The organism is Virgisporangium ochraceum, from assembly GCF_016863655.1.
In the GTDB taxonomy this organism is placed as follows: Bacteria; Actinomycetota; Actinomycetes; order Mycobacteriales; family Micromonosporaceae; genus Virgisporangium; species Virgisporangium ochraceum.
This window is the reverse complement of sequence record NZ_BOPH01000140.1, coordinates 1-18,581: the sequence shown is the minus strand read 5'-3', so window position 1 is coordinate 18,581 and position 18,581 is coordinate 1. Positions and strand designations below refer to the sequence as shown.

The 18,581-nt window shown below is 72.1% G+C and carries 18 protein-coding genes and 1 pseudogene; 7 read left to right on the top strand and 12 right to left on the bottom strand.

The features are described 5' to 3' along the window. Positions 1–125 precede the first annotated feature (125 nt). The 4 genes from Voc01_RS47390 to Voc01_RS47375 all read right to left on the bottom strand — a co-directional run bounded on the left by Voc01_RS47390 (position 126) and on the right by Voc01_RS47375 (position 4,261). Positions 126–1,031, bottom strand: coding sequence for a sulfite exporter TauE/SafE family protein (locus tag Voc01_RS47390; RefSeq protein ID WP_203934375.1), 906 nt, complete (start codon positions 1,029–1,031; stop codon positions 126–128). Between the two features lie 113 nt (positions 1,032–1,144). Then, on the bottom strand, positions 1,145–2,662 hold the full coding sequence (locus Voc01_RS47385; RefSeq protein WP_239161015.1) for a M28 family metallopeptidase: 1,518 nt from the start codon (positions 2,660–2,662) through the stop codon (positions 1,145–1,147). 105 nt (positions 2,663–2,767) lie between these two features. Beyond that, positions 2,768–3,583, bottom strand: coding sequence for an SAM-dependent methyltransferase (locus Voc01_RS47380; protein WP_203934374.1), 816 nt, complete (start codon positions 3,581–3,583; stop codon positions 2,768–2,770). 72 nt (positions 3,584–3,655) lie between these two features. Then, the gene (locus tag Voc01_RS47375) at positions 3,656–4,261 is read right to left on the bottom strand and encodes a dihydrofolate reductase family protein (protein ID WP_203934373.1); all 606 of its coding nucleotides are present in this window, start codon (positions 4,259–4,261) and stop codon (positions 3,656–3,658) included. Positions 4,262–4,594: 333 nt separating this feature from the next. On the opposite strand from Voc01_RS47375, the gene Voc01_RS47370 reads away from it, so the two are divergent. Continuing rightward, complete coding sequence (locus tag Voc01_RS47370; protein ID WP_203934372.1) at positions 4,595–5,947, top strand: effector-associated domain 2-containing protein; 1,353 nt, start codon at positions 4,595–4,597, stop codon at positions 5,945–5,947. 94 nt (positions 5,948–6,041) lie between these two features. Then, positions 6,042–6,269, top strand: a complete 228-nt coding sequence (locus Voc01_RS47365) for a DUF397 domain-containing protein (protein ID WP_203934371.1) — start codon at positions 6,042–6,044, stop codon at positions 6,267–6,269. Here Voc01_RS47365 and Voc01_RS47360 read toward each other — a convergent pair. After that, a complete protein-coding gene (locus Voc01_RS47360) occupies positions 6,258–7,091 on the bottom strand; it encodes a helix-turn-helix domain-containing protein (RefSeq protein WP_203934370.1) in 834 nt (277 codons plus the stop codon). The two genes, Voc01_RS47365 and Voc01_RS47360, sit on opposite strands and share 12 nt — an antisense overlap. A 247-nt stretch (positions 7,092–7,338) precedes the next feature. Between Voc01_RS47360 and Voc01_RS47355 the strand changes: the two genes are divergently transcribed. Continuing rightward, a complete protein-coding gene (locus Voc01_RS47355; RefSeq protein ID WP_203934369.1) occupies positions 7,339–7,863 on the top strand; it encodes an ATP-binding protein in 525 nt (174 codons plus the stop codon). On the opposite strand, the gene Voc01_RS47350 is transcribed toward Voc01_RS47355, so the two are convergent. Next, complete coding sequence (locus Voc01_RS47350; protein WP_203934368.1) at positions 7,752–8,480, bottom strand: ANTAR domain-containing protein; 729 nt, start codon at positions 8,478–8,480, stop codon at positions 7,752–7,754. The genes Voc01_RS47355 and Voc01_RS47350 overlap by 112 nt on opposite strands. A gap of 406 nt (positions 8,481–8,886) precedes the next feature. Here Voc01_RS47350 and Voc01_RS47345 point away from each other — a divergent pair, with 406 nt between their 5' ends. Continuing rightward, the gene (locus tag Voc01_RS47345) at positions 8,887–9,846 is read left to right on the top strand and encodes an NAD-dependent epimerase/dehydratase family protein (protein WP_203934367.1); all 960 of its coding nucleotides are present in this window, start codon (positions 8,887–8,889) and stop codon (positions 9,844–9,846) included. A 66-nt stretch (positions 9,847–9,912) separates the two neighbouring features. Further along, positions 9,913–10,296: a VOC family protein gene (locus tag Voc01_RS47340; protein WP_203934366.1), complete on the top strand. Its 384-nt coding sequence runs from the start codon at positions 9,913–9,915 to the stop codon at positions 10,294–10,296. Here Voc01_RS47340 and Voc01_RS47335 read toward each other — a convergent pair. Continuing rightward, complete coding sequence (locus Voc01_RS47335) at positions 10,268–10,588, bottom strand: DUF3140 domain-containing protein (RefSeq protein WP_203934365.1); 321 nt, start codon at positions 10,586–10,588, stop codon at positions 10,268–10,270. The genes Voc01_RS47340 and Voc01_RS47335 overlap by 29 nt on opposite strands. Before the next feature lie 108 nt (positions 10,589–10,696). On the opposite strand from Voc01_RS47335, the gene Voc01_RS47330 reads away from it, so the two are divergent. Together Voc01_RS47330 and Voc01_RS47325 are read left to right on the top strand one after the other, a co-directional pair. Beyond that, complete coding sequence (locus Voc01_RS47330; protein WP_203934364.1) at positions 10,697–11,881, top strand: sensor histidine kinase; 1,185 nt, start codon at positions 10,697–10,699, stop codon at positions 11,879–11,881. Next, complete coding sequence (locus Voc01_RS47325) at positions 11,878–12,525, top strand: LuxR C-terminal-related transcriptional regulator (protein WP_203934376.1); 648 nt, start codon at positions 11,878–11,880, stop codon at positions 12,523–12,525. The genes Voc01_RS47330 and Voc01_RS47325 overlap by 4 nt, the downstream gene beginning before the upstream one ends. A gap of 102 nt (positions 12,526–12,627) precedes the next feature. Here Voc01_RS47325 and Voc01_RS47320 read toward each other — a convergent pair whose 3' ends face one another. The 5 genes and pseudogenes from Voc01_RS47320 to Voc01_RS47300 form a co-directional block, all read right to left on the bottom strand. Beyond that, complete coding sequence (locus Voc01_RS47320; protein ID WP_203934363.1) at positions 12,628–14,790, bottom strand: hypothetical protein; 2,163 nt, start codon at positions 14,788–14,790, stop codon at positions 12,628–12,630. Between the two features lie 48 nt (positions 14,791–14,838). Next, a complete protein-coding gene (locus tag Voc01_RS47315; protein ID WP_239161014.1) occupies positions 14,839–16,689 on the bottom strand; it encodes a TOMM precursor leader peptide-binding protein in 1,851 nt (616 codons plus the stop codon). Then, positions 16,686–17,441, bottom strand: coding sequence for an ABC transporter permease (locus tag Voc01_RS47310; protein WP_203934361.1), 756 nt, complete (start codon positions 17,439–17,441; stop codon positions 16,686–16,688). Before Voc01_RS47310 ends, Voc01_RS47315 begins: the two co-directional genes overlap by 4 nt. Then, complete coding sequence (locus Voc01_RS47305) at positions 17,438–18,334, bottom strand: ABC transporter ATP-binding protein (protein WP_203934360.1); 897 nt, start codon at positions 18,332–18,334, stop codon at positions 17,438–17,440. The genes Voc01_RS47310 and Voc01_RS47305 overlap by 4 nt, the downstream gene beginning before the upstream one ends. Positions 18,335–18,344: 10 nt before the next feature. Next, a pseudogene (locus Voc01_RS47300) lies at positions 18,345–18,581 on the bottom strand (hypothetical protein); the annotation flags it as partial.

Genomic DNA, 18,581 nt, shown 5'->3' with positions numbered 1-18,581 from the left:
GGGCGTCGGGGTGGGCGCGCCGGGCGGGCGTGCGGTGGCGGGCGTCGGGGTGGGCGCGCCGGGCGGGCGTGCGGTGGCGGGCGTCGGGGTGGGCGTCGGGGTGGCCTTGCGGGGTGGTGTGCGGGTTAGTCGGGGGTGCCGACGGGTGTGGGGGTCTGTGCGTGGGCGGTGGCGGCAGATGCGCGCGACGTGCGCCGGCGGGCGCGCACGTGCGTCACCACGAAAAACGACGCGAGGGTGACCGCCGCGACGGCGACCGCCGGGTCGGGCGCGCGCAGAAGCTTGAGCCCGCTCGCGACCAGCACCACGGCGAGCGCCGACCGGACGAACCCGGCCGGCGCCCGCGTCGACAGATGCGCACCCAGCAGCACGCCCGGGATCGACCCGACGAGCAGCGCGCCGGCGACGTCGAGGTGCAGGTCGCCGAAGAGCAGGTGACCGAGCGCCGCGGCCGCGACCAGTGGCACCGCCTGCACGAGGTCGGTGCCGACCAGGTCGTTGGCCCGCAGCATCGGGTAGAGCATCAGCAGGATCACGATGATCAGCGAGCCGGAGCCGACCGAGGTCATGCCGACCACGAGGCCGCCCAGCGCGCCCAGCAGCACGGTCGGCACCGGGCGCACCCGGATCCCGGTGGCCGGCACCGACCGCCGCGACCGGGCCAGGTAGGCCTTGCCGAGCAGGCCGGCCACGGCCAGCAGCAGCGCCACGCCGAGGCACAGCCGCACGACCTCCTGGACGTCGTCGCCACCGGCGGCGCGGGCGAGCAGGGCGCCGCAGAACGCGCTCGGCACGCTTCCGGCGCACAGCCAGGCGACCAGCTGCCAGTTCACCGTGCCGCGCCGGGCGTGCACGACCCCGCCGAACGGCTTCATCACGGCGCTGACCACGAGGTCGCTGGACACCGCGGCCAGCGGCGGTACGCCGAAGAACAGCACGAGAACCGGGGTCATGAGGGCGCCGCCGCCCATCCCGGTCAGCCCGACGACGGTGCCGACGCCGAAGCCGGCGAGCGCGAGAACGACGTCCACCGGGGAAGTGTGTCGGCGCAATCCCCACCTTGTCCACTTTTCCGACTGAGATGGGTGAGATTAGGAGCGCACAAAGGGCCCGGGGTGGCACCCCGGGCCCTTCGGTGCGGTTGCTAGCGGACGGCCTGGCCGCCCTTGTGGTCGAACGAGTACTTCTGGGCCGAGCGGGCCGCCGCGCGGCTACCGTCCGGGAAGAACCCGGTCTTCGTCATGGCCAGGGTCAGGACGGCGTGTGCGGCGCCGTCGCCGAGCTCGGCCAGTGCCTTGGTGCTGAGGTTGTTGATGTCGTCGCACTCCTGGTGGTAGCACGGGTCGTAGGCCACGCCCGCGGTACCGCCGTACACGGCCGCCTGCTCCGGCGTCTTGATGCCCTCGGCACCGCTGAACAGGCCACCCGCCGGGATGCCGACGGCGATGAACGGACCGTAGTCCGACCGGCCGTCGAACGCGGTCGGGTCGGTCTCGAGCCCCTGTCCGGCGAAGTAGTTGTTGAAGATCGCCTCGATCTGCTCCGAACCGGCCGGGCCGACCGTACCGGTGTCGGACCCGTCTCCGTCGTAGACGAACCGCACGTAGTTCGGCGATCCGAGCATGTCGAAGTTGAGGTTGGCGTAGATCTTCGCCAGCTGCGCGTCGGGCAGGGTGCTGACGTAGTGCTCGGACCCGATCAGCCCGGACTCCTCGGCGCCCCAGAACGCGAACCGCAGCTTCTGCCGCGGCTTGATCTTCAGCGCCTTGATCTGCTCGGCGATCTCCAGGATCGTCGCCGTGCCGGAGCCGTTGTCGTTGATGCCCTCGCCGTCCTGCACGGAGTCGAGGTGCGCACCCACCACGACGACCTTGTTCGGGTCGCCGCCCGGCGAGTCGGCCAGGATGTTGGTCGACGGCCGCGGGGTGTTGTCGGTGGAGGTCACCACGCGCGCGGTGACAGTCTGACCAGCCTGGACCTGCTGCCAGATCGCCGCGCCGTCGGCGAAGCTCACCCCGACCGCCGGAATCGTGAACGGGCGGTTGAGCGATCCCTCGAAGGGCTCCTCACGGCCCGGCTGGCCCTCGTTCATGAAGACGACCGCGTCGTAGCCGGCCGCCTGCGCGTTGGCCGCCTTCACCTCGAAGAAGCAGGTGCCGCGCTGGATCAGCGCGATCGACAGGCCGGCCGGTGCCGGCGTGAAGTCGCTGGCCTCGCAGCCAGACGTGGAGCTCGGCGTCGGCGAGGGCGGAACCTGGATGTCGTTGGTGGGCACCACGACACCGGTGACGTCACCGGTGGCCGAGAACTCGTACGTGACGGTCTCGTACGTCGTCGGCGTCGGTGAGACCTGGGCGAACTGCGCCGGCGCCAGCTCCTGGAACCACGGGAACTCGAACGTCTGCTCCCGTACCTGGTAGCCGGCCTGCCGCAGCACCTGCTTCACGTACGCCGCCGACGCCGCGTACCCCGGCAGGCCCGAGGCGCGGTTGCCGCCGTTCTGGTTGGCGATGCGCTGCAGCACCCGCTCGTGGGCCAGGATCCCGTTGACGGTCACCGCGTCGCGGAGCTTCTTGGAGTTGACGTCGTCGACGGCCTGGGCCGGCGTCGCCGCCACGGCCACGAGCAACGCTGCCGCGACCGGAATGACAAGTTTTCGCACGTTCCCCCCGATGTCTGCTGAATCGGTTCGTCGCTGGGGTCCCAGCGATGTCCGTCGAACTTATCGCAGCCGGTGGGTTCACGCGTGTCGTGTCGTCGATAGACGTCAGGGTTTGCGACCCACCCCGCCGTAGTGCGGCACCTCGACGGTCACCTTGTCGTGCTCCGGGTCGGGATGCCAGCGCGAGCAGGTCACGACGCCGGGCTCGAGCATCTCCAGGCCCGGGAAGAACGTGGCGACCTCGGCCTGGGTGCGCAGCACCATCTTGGCCGCCGGGCCCTCGTTCCACAGCCGCAGCGCCTCGGTCATGACCTCGCCGTTGATCTCCGTGGTGGGGTGCGAGATAGCGACGAAGCTGCCCGACGGCACCGCGTCGACAAGCCGCTTGACCAGCGCGATCGCGTCGTCGTTGTCGGGCACGAAGTTGAGGACGCCGAGCAGCATCACCGCGATGGGCCTGTCGAAGTCGAGCGTGCGCGCGGCGGCCTCGAGAACCTTGTCGGTGTCGCGCAGGTCGGCGTCGAGGTAGTCGGTGGCGCCCTCGGGATGGCTGGTGAGCAGCGCGCGGGCGTGCGCGAGCACCAGCGGGTCGTTGTCGACGTACACGATGCGGGTCGACGGCGCGATCCGCTGCGCGACCTCGTGCGTGTTCTCGGCCGTCGGCAGGCCGGTGCCGATGTCGAGGAACTGGCGGATGCCCTCGGTGCCGACGAGGTGGCGCACCACGCGGCCGAGGTACTCACGGTCGGCGCGGGCCGAGGTGACCATCTCCGGCACCATGGCGAGGATCGCGTCCGCGACCTGCCGGTCGGCGGCGAAGTGGTCCTTGCCGCCGAGCCAGTAGTTCCACAACCGGGCCGAGTGCGGAATGTTGGTGTCGAAGCTGCTGGACTGGCTTGTGGTCAACGCGCTGTCGGTCACGGGGCACCCCTCGCCGGATCGCGGAACGACGGTCGCCGATCACCTTACCGATCGGCGCCGTCGCCGCTATCGTCAGCCCGTCTCGCCTTTCACGTCCGCAAAGGTGACCTGCGCCGGCGCCTCCGCGGGCGCGTAGATCACCCGGATGACGCCGGTCGGGAAGACCTCCGTGGCCAGCACCTTCAGGTGGTAGTGGACGTCGCCGTCGTCGAAGAGGCGCCGTCCCCTGCGGGCCGCCACCGGGTGGACCAGGAGGCGCAGCTCGTCGACCAGGCCCGCGGCGAGCAGCTGCCGCACCACGGAGATCGACCCGGGCACCAGCACACCCGTGACGCCCGGGTCGGCCTTGAGCGCGGTGACGGCACCGACGAGCTCGCCGTCGAGCAGCTCGGAGTTGCGCCACGTGAACTCCAGCGGCTGGCGCGAGACGACCACCTTGCGCAGGTCGCCGAGCTGCTTGGCCATCGGCGCGTCGTCTTCGCCCGCCGCCTCGCGCTCCGGCCACGCCCCGGCGAAGCTGTCGTAGGTCACCCGCCCGATGAGCAGCACGTCGGAGGTCGCGTAGTCCTCGGTGACGGCGCGGCCCATGTTCCCGTCGAAGTACGGGAAGTGCCAGTCGGGGTCGATCTCGGCCACACCGTCGGCGGAGATGAACAGGGTGGAGATGAGCTTGGCCATCGGTGGATGGTAGCGAGCCGGTCGCGGGTCGACGGCCGAACGCCGCAGGCCCCGTCGATGGTGTACGCCTCCAGCGGGTCGACGTCGCGTGTGCGGGACTCGCGTCGAGTCCGTGGGCGGCTTCGCGCCCGCCCAGGGCGTACAGGTCGCTGGCGAGCGCGTACCGCCGTATGTGGCGGATGGCGCGTCCGGATCATTCGGTTCGTCCGCGGAATGAGCACAGAGCGCGGCGGGACCGGACGATCGTGAAAGTATTTCGGTCAAAGCCTTCCCGGTACGCGCCGTACCATCAGGCATCGGGTTTCGCGGTGATCGACGTGCTGGGGGAGTGGCATGGGTGACGGGTCCACCGTGCTGGTCGTGGCGGCACTCCGGGAGGAACTGGAAGCCGCCCGGGTCACCGCGCTCGGCGGAAGGCAGGGCGGCCCGGGCGTGTCCGACTGGGAGGAGCGCCGGGCCGACGGGGACATGCCGTACCTCCGGGGCGAGTACCGGACCTCGGGCGGAGGGAGCCTGTCGGTCGCGTTGGCCCGTCCGGTGCACATGGGCGGACGCGCGACCGCTCCGTACGTCACCGGTCTCGTCGATCGACTGCGCCCGGCGTGTGTGGTGATGTGTGGCGTGTGTGCCGGCAACCCGCACGACACGGCGCTCGGTGACGTCGTCGTGGCCGAGCCCGTGTACGAGTGGGACGAGGGCAAGGTGTCGAGTTCCGGGTTGGCGGCCGACCAACGGCAGTACCGGATGCAGCCGCGGTGGGTGCGGGTGGCGCAGGATCTCGACCCGTCCGCGCTCCCGAGCTTCGGCGCGGCGAGCGAGGAGGAGTCGCTGCTGTGGCTGCTCGAACGCCTGCACCGCGACCACGACCCGCGCACCGAGCCGGCGCGTGGCCGGTACTTCCCCTCCGGCACCTGGGCCACCCGGCTCGACCGGTGGCAGACCGACGGGTGGATCACGCGCGACCGCAACGGCGCGCCCCGGTTGACCGACGCGGGCGCGGAGCTCGTGCAGCGGCGCCTGTACGACGACGTCGACGGGCCGCAGCGGCTGCCGTTCGCGGTGCACGTGGCGCCGATGGCCTCGGGCAGTGCGGTCATGGCCGACGGGCGCATCTGGAAGCGGCTCGGGTCGATGGGTGTGCGGAAGATCGCCGCGGTCGAGATGGAGGGCGCGACGATCGCCACCATCGCCCACGAGCGGAGGATCCCGTGGCTGGTGGCGAAGGGCGTGATGGACCACGCCGACGCGCACAAGGACGACAGGTACAAGCACTTCGCCGCGCGGGCGTCCGCCGAGGTGCTCTTCGCCCTGCTCGACCGGCTCGCGGCCGACCTGGCCGCGCCGGCCGGTCCGCCGCCGCCTCCACCGGTCGTGGTACGGGGACCGGTGACCCGCAAGGACACCACCCTCGCCGGGCTCGATGCCGTCGTGTCCGCGCTGTTGGATCTTCCGGTGATTCAGGACGGGCAGCAGCGGCGCGTCGTGCTCGATCTGCTCCCGCGGTCGATCAGCACGCAGGTGCCCGACCATCCGACCGCCCGGCTGCACGTCGTGGCATTGGTGCGGACCTGCCAGCGCTTCCCCGACGGTGCGCGGGCGCTGCTCGACGCGGTGCGGACCGCCTCGGGTGAAGGGTCTCCCGGGCTCGACGCGTTGGCGGCGGCGATCGACAACCACTGGCGCTGAGACGGTTCAGCGAATGACGCTGAGACGGTTCAGCGAATGACGCTGAGACGGTTCAGCGAACCTGCGCGGTAGGTTCCCCACCTACGTTGGCGCCATGGTTTGTGGTGATCTCGAATGGCGGAAGAGTAGCTACAGCGAAGCCAGCGACAACGACTGCGTCGAGGTGCGGGTCGACGGTGACGCGGTTCTGATCCGGGACTCGAAGGACCCGGAGGGCCCGGTGCTGCGGGTCAGCGCCGAGGCGTGGCGCGGTTTCGTCGACGCGGTGCGGCGCGACATGGTGCGGCGCGACATGGTGCGGCCGTCGCATTCATGGCACTGACGGCGGCAGGAGGTCGACGACGGGCACCGCCGCCGCGTCGAGCTCGTCGAACAGCTCGGCGAACCGCGTGGTCCTCCGGGGGTCGCCGCGCGTGGCCACGCTGTCGGTGCCGTTCTCCCGGAACAGCAGGTCACCGTCGCCGGGGTCGGGGAAGCCGAGCAGGATGAACGGCGTCGAGCTGCCGCGGTAGGGACCCCGCGCGAACGGGACGACCCGCACCGACACTGCCGGCCGGGCGGCGAGCTCGCGCAGGTGCGCGACCTGCTCCGCGGCGACCGACGGTTCCGCGCCGAGGCAGCGCCGGATCACCGCCTCGTCGAGCACGACGTCGAGCCGGACCTCGTCGAGGCGGTCCTGGCGGGCGGTGCGCACCTCCATCTGGCGGTCGAGGACGTCGACGGGCGTACCCGAGGCCACCCGGCCGAGGTACCGGGCGTACGCCTCGGTCTGCAGCAGGCCGGGAATGACGTGCGGCTGGAACTGCCGGATCGACGACGCGGACCCCTCGTACTCGAGGTACTTGAAGAACTGCGGGTTGAGGACGTCGCGGTAGGCGCTCCACCGCTGCTTGCGCCCCTGCGCGGCCATCGTCACGTAGCCGTCGACGACCTCCGGGTCGGTGATCCCGTAGCACTGCAGCAGGGCCTTCAGGTCGGTGCGGGAGACGCCGACCTTGCCGTTCTCGACGCGGAGCAGCTTCGACACCGACCAGCCGAGGTCGGCGGCGACCTGCCGTTGGGTGAGGCCCAGCCGGAGCCGGACCTGCTGCAGGTCGGTGCGCAGCCGCTGGCGCTGGACCATCGGACCGACCTGGTGTGTCACAGCGGTGCCTCCCACGCGTGTTCAGCCTGCGACCTTACCCAGATCGCCCGCGAACGGCCGACCCCGCCGGCGAGCTGCGGGTTACCGGAATCAGCCAGTAGCTGATGGACACTGGCCACGGTATTCGGACGCGATCGGCCCGGCACCCCGCTGTTCGGGCAGGCTCGGCCCCCACCCGGGGGATGGTGTGGGGGTCCGTGACCCTTACGGAGTGGTTCGATCGCGTGACAGTGGGTATGACCGCGCCGTGGCTGGCGACGGTGACGACGAGGAGACCCTGCTGGACGAGCCGGTGACGGTGGCGAACCTGGCCGAGCTGCGCGGGCACGTGCTCGGGCTGGCCCGCCGCGCCGGCCTGCCGGAGGAGCGCGCGCAGGACTTCGTGCTGGCCGTCTACGAGGCGGTCACCAACGCGGTGAAGCACGCCGGTGGCGGCGGGCAGCTCGCCGTGGTCCGCGACGACCAGCGGCGGCTGATCGCAGACGTGCACGACGCCGGCCCCGGGATGCCGTACTCGGTGACGATCACGCTGCCGCCGCCGACCGCGGCCGGCGGCCGGGGGCTGTGGCTCGCCAGCAGCCTCGTCGACCACTCGACGTCCGCAGCGCGCCGGAGGGTACGACGGTGCGCCTGGAGATGTCCCTCGAGGCGGACTGACCGTCAGAGCTCGCCCGTCTCGGTGAGGTGCCGGGCCACGTCCAGGAGCTTGGTGTTGGTGGCCTGGCTCGCCCGCACGAGCAGCACGAACGCCTGGTCGGCGGTGAGCCGGTGACGCTCCATGAGGATCCCCTTGGCCTGGCCGATGAGGTCGCGGACGACCACGGCCCGGTTGAGCTGGTCGACCTGTCGCGCGTCCGACATGGCGACCGCGGCGTGTGCGGCGAACAGCAGACCGGTGTGCTCGGACTCGTCGTCGAAGGCGTCCGCCTCGCGGGCGTAGAGGTTGAGGGCGCCGAGGTTGCCGTGCCGGACGTACAGCTGGAACGACAGCATGCTGCGGATGCCCAGCTCGACCGCCCGGAGGGCGAACTCGGGCCAGCGGGTCTCGGCGGCCAGGTCGATGATCCGCACGGTGCGCTGCCGGTGGATCGCGTCGAGGCACGGCCCCTGACCGGTGTCGTACTGGACCTGGTCGACGTGGCGGGCCAGGTCGTCGGTGACGGCCCGGGTGTCGATGTTCCGGCGCCGCTCGACCACCATCAGTCCGGCGAGCTCGGCGCCCGGAACCGTGTCGACCGCACCCGCGACGATCGCGTCGAGGGTGTCCTGGACGTTCTGCTCGCCCTGCAGCTGACGGGCGAGGTCGCTGAGCCGCGCGGCGAGGCCGTCGCCGGGGGCCGCACCGGTGTGGCCCGACGACGCCCCGCCCGTGCCGTGGGCATCGTTCACCGTCACATTATGGGCGCGGCGCCGGGGTGGCGGCCCACGAGGCGAGCAGGGCGAGCGCGTGCGCGGTCGGCGAGCCGGGCTCGGCCGCGTAGATGGTCAGGTGGAGGTCGGGCTCGGCGCGCAGCTCCAGCGAACCGCTCGAGCGTGGAGTGGTACTCGACGCTCATCCCTGCGAGCGTGGCGACCTCGGCCCGGCGCAGCCCGGGCACGCGGCGCACACCGACGCTGGGCAGGCCGGCCAGCTCCGGGGTGATCTTCGCGCGGCGCGAGGTGGGGAACTCGTGGACTTCCGCCCGGTTGTCCACCTCCCCGACGGTACGGCGCGACGTGCCCGGGTGGGATGTACTGCGGGTACACCCATCGCCAGAGGGTTGTCATCGTCGGCGGCGTGCCGTAGGAGCGAGTCATGAGAATCGTGGTCATCGGTGCGAGCGGTCACATCGGAACGTTTCTGGTACCCAGGCTGGTCCGCGCCGGCCACGAGGTGGTCACCGTCAGCCGCGGGCAGCGCCGCAGCTACGTCGACGATCCGGCCTGGCAGCAGGTGCGGCACGTCGTCGCCGACCGCGACGACGACACGTTCCCCGACCTGGTCGCCGGTCTCGGCGCCGACGCGGTGGTCGACCTCATCTGCTTCACGCCGGAGTCGGCGTCGGCGCTCGTCGGGCGGCTGCGCGGGGAGACCGGGCACCTGCTGCACTGCGGGTCGATCTGGCGCTGCGGCCCCAGCGTGAAGGTGCCGGTCACCGAGGACACCGGAACGCCGCCGGTGGGGGAGTACGGCATCGCGAAGGACGCGATCGCGCGGCTGCTCAAGGAGGAGACCGCGGCGGGCGGGCTGGTCACGACGTCGCTGCACCCGGGTCACATCGTCGGGCCCGGCTGGCACCCCATCGGTCCCCTCGGCAACCTCGACCCCGGCGTGTGGCGCACGCTGTCGGCCGGCGAGCCGCTCGACGTGCCCGGTATCGGGGCGGAGCTCATGCACCACGTGCACGCCGACGATGTGGCACAGGCCTTCCAGGCCGCCGTCGACCACCGCGACGCCGCGGCCGGCGAGGACTTCAGCGTGGTCGCGCCGTCGGCGCTGACCGTGCGCGGCTACGCGCGGATGGCCGCGTCGTGGTTCGGCCAGGAGGCCGACCTGCGGCCGGTGACGTGGGAGGAGTTCCGTCGGGGCACCGACGCGGAAGCCGCCGGGGCCAGCTGGGAGCACCTGATGCGCAGCCACTACTTCAGCATCGACAAGGCCCGCACGCTCATCGGGTACGCCCCGGCCTACGAGCCCGAGGACGCGGTGCTGGAGTCGGTGCGCTGGCTGATCGACCACGGGCAGCTGGAGGTCGCCAACCCGCTGAAGGCGTGAGGACCGATGAGTTCCGCGCGCCCGCGTCGTTTCACCTCCTGAGAACCCTTTTGAGGAGGACGACGCATGACTTCCATCCAGCCCATCGTGAGCACACCCGACCTGCCCCGCCTGCGGGCCTTCTACGAGGCGGTGCTCGGCGCGACCCAGACGCTGCGGGTGCCCGACGAGGGTCCCGAGTTCTTCGTTCACCTGCGGGTCGGCGACACCGCGTTCGGCATCGTGCACAACGCCGACACCGAGGTCGGCGAGCCGGTGCGGGTCATCCTCAGTGCCGAGGTCGATGACGTCGACGCGTTGCTGCCGGTGGTGGAGGCCGCCGGCGGCAGCGCGCCGTCGCAGCCCAACGACATGCCGTGGGGCCAGCGGGTCGCGCACGTGCACGACCCCGACGGCAACATGCTCAACCTCACCCGGTGGCTCACACCGGATCGTGACCCCAGTTCATGAGCGAGTAGCGCCAGCGGGAGTCCGTGACGTCGCCCGAGGGGCGCTGGGCGAGGTGACGGCGTACGTAGCCGACCACCTTGCGCATGTGTGCGTAGTCGTCGGCGGTGAGGTCGGCCTTCTTCGTGCGGAGGATCGACACGATCCGCCGCCCGGACCGGTGCCCGACCGACTCGCCGCCGGACCTGGCACCCACCGCCCGTGACTCGTCGGTGCGGAGCCACTTCTCGAGCTTCGCGGGCGCCATGTTCACCGCGTCCCGGAACTCCCGCCAGGTCTCCTGCTGGTCGCTCATCGCCGATCCCCTCGATGTTCCTGTTCCCGGGCCCACCTACCCCGCTGAACGGGCGGTACACGCTTCTACGGACTACCGTCGGCGATCTTCGTATGCGAGGTTGGCCGGGTGCATCCACCAGCGTCGACGGTCGACGGAGCAGCGGCGCGCGCCGAGCTGGTGCTGCTGCAGGTGTGCGCCGTGCTGCGGGCGCTCCAGCTGTCGGTGGGCCTGCCGGTGCTGCTGGCCGGCGGGCTCGACGACTTCCGCTCGACGACCACCGTCGTCGGCACGCACCTGACCGCCGTGGTGTGGGCGGTGCTGCTGTTCACGGTGATGCTGCGGCGGCGGGAGGTGCCGCTGGGCTGGGTCGTCGTCGACCTCGCGCTCGCGGCGCTGTGGCTGGTGACCGTGCCGCAGTTGTGCGTCACGTCGTGCGCGGCCGGGTGGCAGCTGTGGGTGGTGCCGCAGTCGATGGGCGCGCTGATCCTGGCGACGATGTTCGTGCGGCGCGGCGTCGCCGTGCTGGGCACGGTGGTGGTGACGGCCGCGTACGTCACCGGCATCTGGAAGCACATGGCCGCCGACGGGATGACCGCCGACTGGACCGGCACGGTCGCCGTCAACGTGTTCTTCATGATCGGATTCGCGCTGCTGGGCTGGGTGTGCTCGCGGCTGCTGCGCGGCGCCGCCCGCAAGGTCGACCGCGCCACGGCCGACGCGATCGAGGCGCGTGACCGGGAGGCGTCCGCCCGCGCCCGCTACGACGAGCGGACGCGCCAGTACGACGTGCTGCACCACACGGTGCTCAGCACACTCAGCAAGATCGCCCGGGGCGGGCTGGACCACCGCACCGAGGAGGTCCGGGCGCTGTGCGCCCGCGACGCCGACTTCCTGCGTGGGCTAATCACCGGCGCCGACGACATCGGTCCCGGTGACTTCGTCGGCGCGCTGGCCGGTGTCGTGCGCGACAAGCAGGCGCTGGGGCTGCGGGTCCACTCGCAGTTCCACGCTCTTCCGTCGCGGCTGCCGCAGGCGAGCGCGGCCATGCTGCTCGGCGCGGCGCGGGAGGCGCTGTCGAACGTGGCCAAGCACGCCGGCGTCGACGAGGCGTGGCTGACCGCGGTCGGCGAGGACGGCGGCGTGCGGCTCACGGTCGTCGACCGCGGCGACGGCTTCGACCCGGCCGTGACGCCGTGCGGACGCGGGCTGATGCGCGAGCTGCGGCACCGGGTCATCGAGTCGGGGGGCAAGGTGGACGTCACATCCAGTCCGGGGCACGGCACGGTCGTGGAGGTGCTGTGGAAACAATGATCGAGATCGCCGCGATCGACAACGACCGGATGCTGCTGGAGGGGATGGCGACCTGGATCGCGGCGGTGCCCGACATCCGGCTGGCCACCACCGCCTCGTCGGTCGACGACTTCCTCAGCCAGACCGTGTCGGCCCGGATCGTGCTGCTCGACCTGAACCTGGAGGACTTCTCCGACCCCGTCGACAACGTCACGAGCCTGGTCGCGGCCGGCTTCACGGTCATCGTCATCACGGTGGTGCCGGACCTGTCGTACATCCTGGCGACCACCGAGGCCGGCGCGGCGGCGTACGTGGCCAAGACGGCCAACCTCACGGCGCTGGCCGACGTGATCCGCGCGGTGGCACGGGGCGACTCGCCCCTGACCACCGAGCACGCGTTCTGGCTGGGCCGCGACGACCGGCCCGACCGGCCCGAGCTCACGCCGCGCGAACACGAGGTGCTGGTGGCCTACGGGCGCGGGATGACCGTCGACGCGGTGGGCCGGCAGCTCGGCATCGCCGCCGGAACGGTGCGTACGCACCTGGAGCGGGCGAAGCAGAAGTACGCAGAGGTGGGTCGGCCGATCCGCCACCGCGGCCAGTACAGCGAACGGATCCGCGAGGACGCGCTGGGCCGGGAACGGCTGCCCGGCCCGTCTGCGTGATCCTTCGGCGCTCGACACGGGAGGAAAGCGGCGGCCCTGTTTGGCTTGGGCCGAAGCCCTAGAGAGGAGAAGGAAGGACCGCCATGGCCTCCCGCGCGGACATCATAGCAGTGACGCCGGATCGACCGCCTCGAACGTGTTCGCCGGGTTGCTGGGGCGGAACACGTATGCCGGCCCACCGGTGATGCTGAGGTCGGTGTCGTCGTACACGACCGGCATGCCGTCGTCGCTCGCGGGAGCGTGCCGGTAGAGGTCGTGCACGCTCGGCAGGCTCGCCAGGTACTCGACGAACGCGGGCATGCTGACCGACAGCCGTTCGCCGTTCGCCGACGCCGACGAGACGTGCACCGGCAGGTTGGCGTCGAGGTAGACCACCTCGCGGCGCTCGACGTCGAGGTACGCGACGAACTTCGTGTACGCGTCGCCGGTGAGCGGGAACGCGAGCTGGCACCGGCTGGGCTCGAACAGCTTGCCGGCTTCCGGGTGCTCGCCCCACTGCAGCGCGGCGAACACGTCCTGCGCCTCGGAGAACATCTTGCGCGAGTAGCAGAGGATGCTCCACACCGCGTACCGGGCGTGCAGGTCGGGCAGGCGGTCGAGGTACAGGTCGATGAGCTGGGTGGCGCGACCCTTCTTCTCGTTGCCGCTCACCGGGTCGCCGGAGAAGATCGCCCCGGCGTCGCGCCGGCTCTTCGCCGAACGGGTCGTCGGCGTACCGCCGAACTGGGGCACGTTCCAGCAGCACGTACCGACCGGCTTCCAGTCGGCGTCGAAGAAGTTCCAGCCGTTGTCGTACCACCCGGTCGACGCACCCGCCCCGAAGCTCCAGTACGACGCGGTGCGCAGGAACGTCATGCCGTCGGGGATCGGGAACACGGTGCCGCGCCCGTACGGCGCCAGCTCGGCGTCGTTGGTGGGCAGCTTGACGCGCTCGACAGCCGACGACAGCGCCACCGCCGGCGTCTTCTCCAGCCGTGCCGTGAGCTCCGCGCCGATCGCCTCCAGCAGCTCGTGCCGGTGGCCGACCGGCAGCCGGACGAGCTTGTCGGCAGCCACCACCTGCACGCGGCTCCAGTTGCCGCGCGGTGGGAACATCCGCCACCGGCGCCGGTCCACTGTGGACAGATAGCCGCGCAGCTTGAGCAGCTGGATGACGCTGAGCCGGCCGACGAGGGTGTGGAACACCTCGACCGCCGGTGCGCCGAACGCGAGCACCAGCACCCGCAGCCGGCGCACGTACTCGCCGGGCCGGGTCGCGAGCAGGGTGAGCACCGCGGGGTCGCGCGCGGCGAGCATCCGCTCCACGTCGGTGTTGAAGCCACCGGCGGGGACGGCGCGGTAGAGCCGGTCGTACGCGGCGACGACGCGCGGGTACGCGTCGCGGTAGTCGCCGGGCCGCAGCTCGCGCAGCAGCCGCTTGAACCGCTCGCGCCGGCGCGCCACGTCGTCGTCGAGGTGCGTCGCGCTCTCGAGCATGCCGAGCAGGGACCGGCGCTCGCGCCGCGTGAACCGGCGTAGCCGACCCGGCCGGCGCAGGCTCACGTCGCCGTCGGACAGCGCGACGGCCAGCCGTAGCACGTCGGTGGCGGTGTCGACGGTGGCCGGCAGTCCACGGGCGCACAGCAGCGCGGCGAGCCGGATCCGGTTCTCCACGAACGGCACGGCGGCGAGATCGACCGGCGGGTCGACGAGGTACTGGACGTCGGCCCACTGGTCGTCGGTCCAGCGGGCGGGAACCGCGCACAGCGACGCGAACACGTCGGCCAGGGAGGCGACAGTGGCCTCGTGCAGCACGCGGGGCGCCGGTGCGTCGGCCAGTCGCCTCTCTCGGCGACGATCCAGCTCCAGCGGCGGGCGTTCGCGCTCCTCGTCGGCGAGGTACCCGCTCGGCAGGCCCCAGTACATGAGGATCTGCCGGCTCCAGTAGGTCACCTCGTCCATCGCGAGGACCTCGGCGGGGAAGTTCTTGTAGACGACGAACCGGTCCATGCCCTTGTCGTCGCCGGTGAGCTGGGCCAGCACCGGTTCGAGCGCGGACCACCACGACGCCAGCGCGTCGTCGCCGGCGCGGGCGACCGCCGCGTAGGCCGGCGCGGCCAGGGCGTAGCCGTAGTAGGCGATGTTCGCGGTCACCGTGGCCAGCGCCGCCGGGGTCGTGGCCGCCGGGGTCGTGGCCGCGTCACCCGGCGCGGGCGTCGCCACGAGGTGGTGCCGCACCAGGACGCGCTGAGTGTCGGTCGTGATGGAGATCCGGGTCGGCAGCACGTCCGCAAGGGTGCCGGTACCACACCGTCCGAGTCAACCGGAATGCGCCTACGGGAACGGGTGCGGGACGGGGCGTGGACCGTCCGGGCCCACGCGGTCGAGGAGGCGCGGCATGGTGAGCGCGCGCTGACGCAGCCAGCCGAAGTCGATGGGCAGCAGGCCGGGCACGATCGTGCAGACGGTCCGCAGCCCCATCGCGAGCTGTTCGGGCGTGGTCTGGTCGACCACGACGACGTCGAAGCCCTTGCCGTGCAGCTCATCCAGGACCGCCCGCAGGTCGTGCAGGAGGTCGCGGGTCGGCGGCCGCGCGGGGTACAGGTCCGCCACCGCCTCGAGGGGCCGGTCGGCCAGGTACTCCGCGGCGTGTCCGCGCATCCGCGGCAGGCCGAACAGGTCGGCGTGGTCGTGCACGGTCTGCACGAGCGCGTAGTCGTCGGCCATCGCGTGGAGGCGGTGCCAGCGGTGCCGCGTCGTCCGCGCCTTCAGGGGGATGTAGGACAGCGTCTCCGACAGGGCCGCGGCAACGGCCCGCTCCGGGTCGGGGTGCGCGCCGGCGGCGAACGCCAGCAGCCCCGGGCCGCCGTCGTGGCGCACCGCGAGCGTGGTGACCACGGGCACCGACAGGTCGGTGCGGTTGTCGAAGGCGCGCACGTCGTAGCCGGCGAGCGTGCTCCGGTCGACCATCGCGCGGATCGCGGTGCTGCCGCACGAGTCGAGGTCGATGCGGCGCAGTTCCCGCCGGGAGTACCAGGCGAGCAGGAACGCGTCGCGTTCGATCAGCTCCAGCAGGCCGTACAGGACAGCCTCCTCCAGGCAGCCGCCGGTGGCGCAGCCGTTGGACGAGCCGAGCACGAAGTTGTCGCCGGGCGCGCCGGTGCTGTAGAAGCACAGCCGGCGCGGCACCAGCACCGGCTCGCCGGTGCGCACCCGGTGGCCCCGCGCCCACGGGATCGGCCGGTCGGGGTCGAAGCGGTCCACCAGCGGGTCGGCGTCGTAGGTCGCGTCGGGGTAGACGCCGCAGGCGGTCGGGTCGAGGGCCCGGTCGGCGACGTCGGCGTAGGCGGCGACCAGCGGCCGGCCGGCCCGCCGGTGGTGGGTTCCGGCGTACCGCTCCAGCCCTTCGAGGTAGGCCAGCCGGAGGCTGTCGGCGTAGCTGTTCGCGTGCCCGCTCCAGGCGACGTCGAGCAGGCCGGCGTAGCCGCGGACGAACACGCCGCCGGTCACCGGTGCGGTGGTCGGCACCGCCGGGTTCATCAACGCTCCGGCGCCGATGACCCCGCTGACCGGGTTGACCAGCGCGCCCACCGGCAGCCGGTAGTCGTGCACGCCGTGCAGCCGGTACCGCCCCGGCGCCGGCGTGGGGCGGCTGGCGAGGCCCTCCCACGGCGCCGGCTCCCCGGCCGTGGAACAGCTGGGGCACAACGGTTCGCGCAGCACCGGCACGGTCCGCGAGCGCAGGCTGGCGAGGTCGACCGCGGTCACCCGGCGCAGCGCGCGGCTGTGCGGGTCGAGGAAGCTGCCGGAGGACGGCGGTGCCGCGCGGAACACGGCCCACACGGCGTCGACGACGTACCCGGGGAGGTCGGGCCAGTCGCCGACCGCGGTGGGGCCGTCGCCGGTCTCCAGCGCGTCGCGTTCGGTGCGGCCGCGCAGCCGCTGCCACCGGACCCCGAAGCAGTGCCCGCAGGCGCCGGGGCCGTCGCCCCACGGGCCGACGAAGACCGCGCCACCGGTCAGGTGGACGTTCGCGGTGCGGCGGACCGGGTCGGGGTCGCCGGTGACGTCGGCCGCGCCCAGCCCCACGACGGCCGGCTTGTCTACAGTGGACGGACCGGTCGACCGGCGCTCGTCGAGCGCGACCTGCAGCCGTGCCACCGCGGCGGCGAGTGGGAGTGTCACCCCTCGTCGTCCCACCTGAACAGGCGCAGCCCGATCGCCGTGAAGACGGTGGCGAAGGCGACGAGCGCGCCGCACGAGATCCAGTAGTCGCCGGCGTCGCCGGCGCCGGCCAGCGCGTAGACCAGGCCGTCGAGCACGTAGCGCAGCGGCATGAAGTACGAGACCGTGACCAGCCAGTCGGGCATGAGCTCGACGGGGATGAACGCGCCGGACAGGAACGCCATGGGGATCACGACACAGTTGCCGATCGCGCTCACCGCCTCGGGCGTCTTCGACACCGCGCCGATGATGAGCCCGACGCCGAGGAACGTGGCGATGCCCAGCAGCATGACCGGCAGCGCCAGCGGCCAGCGGGCCGACACGCGCATGCCGAACAACGGGATCGTCGCGACGCCGATGAACAGCACGCACTGGGAGATCCCGATGCACGCGGCGATGATGAGCCGGGCGAGCACGACCTCCGACAGCCGCGCGGGGGTGAGCCGGATCAGGCGCAGCAGGTCGTCCCGGCGCCACTGCATCAGCGAGAACGCGACCCCGAACGCCGCCGCGTTGGCCAGCCCCCATGCCAGCACTCCGGGCGCGATGAAGTCGATGTACCCGTTGCCGGTCTCCTCGACCCGCTGCCCGCGGAAGATGAGCCCGAAGATGACGAGGAAGATCAGCGGGAACGCGAACGTGAAGAAGATGGTGACGGTGTCGCGGGTGTTCGCCTTGTAGGAGGCGCGGGTCAGGGCCGAGAACGCGGTCACGACTGTGCTCCGATCAGTTCCAGGTAGGCGTCCTCGAGCGTGGCCGACCGGGTCTGCACGCCGTCGAGGCCGCCGCTCTCGCCCAGCGCGGCGAGCACGCGGCTCAGCTGCCGGGTGTGCAGCGTCAGGGTCCCGTTCGCGACGGTCGCCGTGTCGACGCCGTCGATCCGCAGCGCCTGCTCCGCGGAGAGGTGACCGGCGGGGAGCAGCACCTGCGTGCCCAGCGCCGACCGGCCGATGAGCTCGCGCGGCGTCTCCAGCGCGACCGTCCGTCCCTTGTGGAGGATCGCGACGCGGTCGCACAGCGCCTCGGCCTCGTCGAGGTGGTGGGTGGTGTACACGATGGTCCGCCCGGCGCCCTTGAGCTGACGCAGCACGGCCCACAGGTCGCGGCGGGCCTGCGGGTCCAGCGAGCCGGTCGGCTCGTCGAGGAAGATGACCTCGGGGTCGTGCACGAGCGCGGTGGCGATCGCGAGCCGCTGCCGCTGGCCGCCGGAGACCTGTGACACCCGCGCGGTGGCGGAGTCGGTCAGTCCGACCTGCGCGAGGGCCCGTCGTGCGGCCGCGCGGTCGAGCCCGTAGAACGCGGCGACCGTCTCCAGGTGCTCGACCGCGGTGAGGTGCGGGAAGAACGCCGACTTCTGCGTCTGCACGCCGATGAGCGGCAGCAGCGCGAGGTTGCGCGGATGCGGGCGGTGGCCGAGCACTGTCACGGTGCCTGAGTCGGGTACCCGCAGCCCTTCGATGATCTCGATGAGCGTGGTCTTGCCCGCGCCGTTGGGCCCGAGCAGCCCGATGAACTCGCCGCGCGGCACGGAAAGGCTCACGTCGTCCACCGCGCGGACGTCGCCGTAGGATTTGCCGAGCCGGTCGACCTCGATAGCTGTCTTCACTGTCTCCCTCTCAGGGTTGCGTACGCCGGCCGCGGGATCCCGGCCGGCTGGCGAGCCACAGGCTGACTGTCAGAACCACGGCCGCGGCGGAGGCGGCGTAGGCGGCTCGGCCGAGGGCCGGTTCGAGCAACCGGCCGACGGTGTAGGCGATGCCGACGCCAGCCGTCGTCGCCACCACGTGCCACGCGACGCCGTAGAGGCCGAGCGTGAGGCGCGCACGCGCGGGATAGCGCGGCCCGCGTCCGGT